Here is a 3864-nt window from a genome sequence, read left to right as displayed (position 1 = left end):
CATCTCGCGTTCGGCTGGTCGCAGCGTCGTGGCTGCTGCTGCCTATCGTGCCGGTCAGGAGCTGACGGACGAGCGGCAGGGCATGACGCACGACTACACCCGCAAGCATGGGGTGGAGGATGCGTTTATCGTGGCCCCGGATGGTGCGGACTGGGCGCAGGACCGGAACGCTCTGTGGAACGCGGCCGAGGCGGCCGAGAAGCGGAAGGACGCCAAGACCGGCCGGGAATACGAGCTGGCGTTACCGGCCGAACTGGACGCGGGCGCACGGAAGGAACTGGCCCGGGATTTCGCCCGTGAACTGGTGGCGCGATACGGGGTGGTGGCCGATGTGGCGATCCATGAACCCGGCCGGGAAGGGGACAACCGGAACCATCATGCCCATATCCTGACCACGACCCGGACGGTCGGGGAGGATGGTCTGGGGGCCAAGACGCGGGTTCTGGACGTGGCCAGCACTGCCTCGGCCGAGATCGAGCATATGCGGGGTGTGTGGGCGCGCCAGGTCAACACGGCGCTGGAACGGCACCAGGTCGAACAGCGGGTGGATCACCGGAGCTTCGAGCGCCAGGGGAAGGAGCAGGAGCCGACCCGGCACATGGGGGTGTCAGCGACCGCCATAGAGCGTCAGGCGGCCCGCGAGATCCCCGGCCGGGAGCCGGTAACGGATCTCGGGAAGCAGAATGCGGAGATCCGCGAACGGAACCGGGTTCTGGAAACGGCCCGTAAGGCCGTGGAAAAGGCGCAGGAGTTGTTCTCTGGTCTTGAGAAAAAGGCGCGTCTGGCGGTCGGTCTGGCCCGGAAAATCGGGCAGCGGATGGAGCGGGAGAGAGAGGCCGAGCGCCAGAGGAAGGAGCTGGCGCGTCAGGCCGAGATCAGACGCCAGCAGGAAATTCGGGCGGCCGAGGAAGCCGGGAAAGCCACTGAATTGGAACGGCAAAAACAGCGGCAGCAGGAGCCGGAGCGGGGACAATCGCGTGGTTTGTCACGCGGTCGAAGCCGTCGCCGAGATTATGATAGAGGCCCCGAGATGGGAGGATAGAAAAAAAGAGAAAAACAAGGTAAGCTATTAATGAATTTCATAGGAAGATGTAATGCGGTCAGTAATTGCTTTAATATTTTTACTTGCTTCTTCCAGTGCTGCATTGGCGCAGACTCCTGATCAGGGGCAGCAATCAAGCCAGAGTACGTCGAATGCACCTAGCGTTTTAGCGCAAAACGAGGATGGAACTTGGCATCCCGCAAAATGTTCAGATTTTAGAAAAAATCAGAATGGTTCATGGTCACCTGTAGTTCCTATTAAAATCGGTGGAATTTCAATGGGACCGGGAGTTTCGTTCGGTGGTGGAGTTTCGTTCGGTGGAGTGAATTTGGCACCACAGCTAGAAGCTAAATGTGGTGCTCATTAAAAGACTAAAATCGATCTTGTGACGTGTGCCAAATACGAAGAACCGATATAATTTTGGCGGTTTCATTTACTTCGTAGAGTAAGACGTAAGGATGGACGACGACCCATTCGCGGGTGTCGTCCTCACCTTCTCGCCCCATGTACGGAAACATGGCGAGGTCTGTGGTGGCGTCGATCAACCGGAGCAAAATCCGCTTGGCCGCGTGCGGGTTGCGGGGGAGCAGGTAATCAACGATGGCGGCCCGGTCTGTCAGGGCTTCATTGGACCATTCAACCCGCACGCCGTTCCTCGTGTGGCAGGGCGTCGATCGCAGCCTGAACGCGGGCCAGATCAGCTTTCAGAATTACCAGAACCTGTTCGGCCGGGACGGCCGGTTTCGTGCTATGGCGGGCCTTGTGGATTGCGGCTCTTTTGGCTGCTAGTTCGTCGGACAGGTCCGTCATGACGCACCCCCTTGGAGGAGTTCGAGTTGCATGGGTGGCCGGGTTTCCGCGGCCTGTGCCTTGCGGACGTCCAGCGAGCCGTTCCATGCCACGTGCGGGTTGATGAAATACACGGCGACACCTCGCCCCTGCATCCCTTCGATTTTACGACGTTCGCGGCGAATTACGCCCATTTTTTCCAGTGTGCCCATGATTGTGCTGACATGTTTGGGGGCACATCCGATCCGTTCGGCGAGCTGGTCGCGGGTGAGCAGGACTTCGCCTGTGTCCTGGCGGAGATTAAGCAGCACTAGGTCGAAGGCATGGCGCACCTGATTTGGCCGGTCGTCAGATGGTAACTCGCGGATGGCGTCCCAGATCGTGGCGGTCTGCATACGGCTCAACATGGTGAAACCTCCCGGCCAAAGCCCTTCGGTGGTGTCTGGTCGCGCGGCCTTCTGTAGCGCGTATGTGGCCCGTGAGATGGCTATACGCGCCTCTCCGGGCAAATGCTTCAGGAGTTCTTCGGACAGGAGCGAGAGCTGCTCGGCCGCCTGTGCAGCTTCCTCCTGTCCGGATCGCTGCGGCTTGGTGGTGAGGCGCACAATCTGGGCCATGTTTCGCTCCCTGTGGAGAACCCGTTTTTAAGTCCCGGAATCCGGGATCAATTAGTCCCAGAATCCGGGACTTAAAACAAGTCATTTTTCTAGGTTCTCTGCGGGGTGTGGCGATCCCTAAGAAAGAGAAAAGAATCTAATCTCTCTGTTGGTCTCTCTTTTTTCGGTGGAAAACTGCCATTTTGGGGTCTGTCCCGGCGCCCTGCGGGCGGGCTACGCCGCTCCCGCTCCGCGCTCGCCCGGACCCTGTAACGCCGGCAGAATCGGGCGAGAGAAAATAGCTCAGGAAGCGATGAGGGGCTGGCTGGCTTTCCCATTCCGGTGACGGTCAGGGGATATACCAGCCGCTCAGGTTCCCTTTGGCGTCCAGTTTCGGGAAACAGACCGTCCGACCCTTCTGGCGTTCCATGGTCCAGCCATCCCCCCTGCACAGGGCCAGCATATCGAGGCTCCCAAGCTGATCGAGGCCATAGGCTCTCTGTCCGGACGGGGTGTTGGCCCAGTTTGCAGCCGCCTCCTGATTCCGGGCTTTCTGGTATCCTTCCGCGTGCCCCTGTTCCCATCCGGACTGATGGCCGAGGTAATATCCCGCTCCACAGCCCGCCAGAGCGATCAGGAGGCTGGTCAAGCCTGTCCAAAGTAGATTGGAACGGATTTCGGTCTGGCTGGCCTGTAGCGCCTTCTGTGAGGCTCCTGTGGCCTGTCTGAGCGCTGTCTGCATTTCGGCCGACAGGGCGTGTTCCTGCTGGTTCCGGGTGGCCTGATCGGATCGAACGGCCCGGAGCAGGCGGTTCGTCTCTGCCATTTCCCGGCCGAGCTGGTCGAACGCGGCCAGTCCGTCATCCAGCTCGCGTTCGTCGGTCATGGCTGGTCAGGCTCGGGCTTCTGCCACCCCTCGAACGCCTTGTGGTCGTGGTCGCGGGTGATGCGTTTCATCAGTTCGTCAATGACCCGTCCGAAGCGTTCATCCTTCCCGGCCGCGTCGATCAGCAGGCCGCCAAGAATGACCTTGCGCCTTGTGTCCAGCTTGCGTTCCTCGGCGTTCTGTCTGGCGAGCAAAGCCTGATACCGGGCCTTGGCCTGCTCGACCTGCTGTTTTGCCTTCTCGATGGGTGTCATTTTCCCTCCCGCACCAAGTGGGTGCAATGGTCTGTTGTGATTTCCATTCCCGCGTGACCCTGTTGAGGATACCCGATTTTTCTGAAGTTTTCTTGATTCCTCGTTGAGTGCAAACAACCCTTGCGACGAAGGAGTAAAGGGCGCACTTTAGCATTGTTCCAATGCGTGCGTCAGGGAAGTTCCTTCCCTGAACCCTTCCTCAACGGAGCGAGTCGTGGCGATCTACCACATGTCCGTCAAATCCATCTCGCGTTCGGCTGGTCGCAGCGTCGTGGCTGCTGCTGCCTATCGTGCCGG

Annotated in this window: 7 protein-coding genes; 2 read left to right on the top strand and 5 right to left on the bottom strand. The window is 59.6% G+C overall.

Features of this window, described 5'->3' with window-relative positions:
- Nucleotide 1 precedes the first annotated feature (1 nt).
- Nucleotides 2–1042 (top strand): MobQ family relaxase, encoded by a 1041-nt coding sequence (gene mobQ / locus APA10_RS11470; RefSeq protein WP_035367718.1) that lies wholly within the window; start codon nt 2–4, stop codon nt 1040–1042.
- 52 nt (nt 1043–1094) lie between these two features.
- Complete coding sequence (locus APA10_RS15010; protein ID WP_124326572.1) at nt 1095–1409, top strand: hypothetical protein; 315 nt, start codon at nt 1095–1097, stop codon at nt 1407–1409.
- A gap of 4 nt (nt 1410–1413) precedes the next feature.
- Here APA10_RS15010 and APA10_RS11465 read toward each other — a convergent pair whose 3' ends face one another.
- From APA10_RS11465 to APA10_RS11450, 5 genes are all read right to left on the bottom strand, one after another.
- Entirely contained in the window at nt 1414–1689 is a 276-nt protein-coding gene (locus APA10_RS11465) for a type II toxin-antitoxin system RelE/ParE family toxin (protein WP_035366680.1), read from the bottom strand.
- Nucleotides 1679–1852, bottom strand: a complete 174-nt coding sequence (locus APA10_RS15195; RefSeq protein WP_170164632.1) for a hypothetical protein — start codon at nt 1850–1852, stop codon at nt 1679–1681. The genes APA10_RS11465 and APA10_RS15195 overlap by 11 nt, the downstream gene beginning before the upstream one ends.
- Nucleotides 1849–2448 carry a helix-turn-helix domain-containing protein gene (locus APA10_RS11460; RefSeq protein WP_035366682.1) on the bottom strand — a complete coding sequence of 200 codons (600 nt, stop codon included), beginning with the start codon at nt 2446–2448 and terminating at the stop codon, nt 1849–1851. Before APA10_RS11460 ends, APA10_RS15195 begins: the two co-directional genes overlap by 4 nt.
- 328 nt (nt 2449–2776) lie before the next feature.
- Nucleotides 2777–3313 carry a hypothetical protein gene (locus APA10_RS11455; RefSeq protein ID WP_003631168.1) on the bottom strand — a complete coding sequence of 179 codons (537 nt, stop codon included), beginning with the start codon at nt 3311–3313 and terminating at the stop codon, nt 2777–2779.
- Complete coding sequence (locus tag APA10_RS11450; protein WP_003631169.1) at nt 3310–3567, bottom strand: hypothetical protein; 258 nt, start codon at nt 3565–3567, stop codon at nt 3310–3312. The genes APA10_RS11455 and APA10_RS11450 overlap by 4 nt, the downstream gene beginning before the upstream one ends.
- Nucleotides 3568–3864: the final 297 nt, after the last annotated feature.

It is taken from the genome of Acetobacter pasteurianus subsp. pasteurianus LMG 1262 = NBRC 106471 (assembly GCF_000285275.1).
Classification (GTDB): Bacteria; Pseudomonadota; Alphaproteobacteria; order Acetobacterales; family Acetobacteraceae; genus Acetobacter; species Acetobacter pasteurianus.
This window is presented reverse-complemented; position numbering and strand designations above follow the sequence as displayed.

What these genes read in the sequence shown, in the direction of transcription:
- APA10_RS11455 (WP_003631168.1), bottom strand. Translation starts at nt 3,313, where the DNA reads ATGACCGACGAACGCGAGCTGGATGACGGACTGGCCGCGTTCGACCAG.
- APA10_RS11460 (WP_035366682.1), bottom strand. Translation starts at nt 2,448, where the DNA reads ATGGCCCAGATTGTGCGCCTCACCACCAAGCCGCAGCGATCCGGACAG.
- APA10_RS11450 (WP_003631169.1), bottom strand. Translation starts at nt 3,567, where the DNA reads ATGACACCCATCGAGAAGGCAAAACAGCAGGTCGAGCAGGCCAAGGCC.
- APA10_RS15195 (WP_170164632.1), bottom strand. Translation starts at nt 1,852, where the DNA reads ATGACGGACCTGTCCGACGAACTAGCAGCCAAAAGAGCCGCAATCCAC.
- APA10_RS15010 (WP_124326572.1), top strand. Translation starts at nt 1,095, where the DNA reads ATGCGGTCAGTAATTGCTTTAATATTTTTACTTGCTTCTTCCAGTGCT.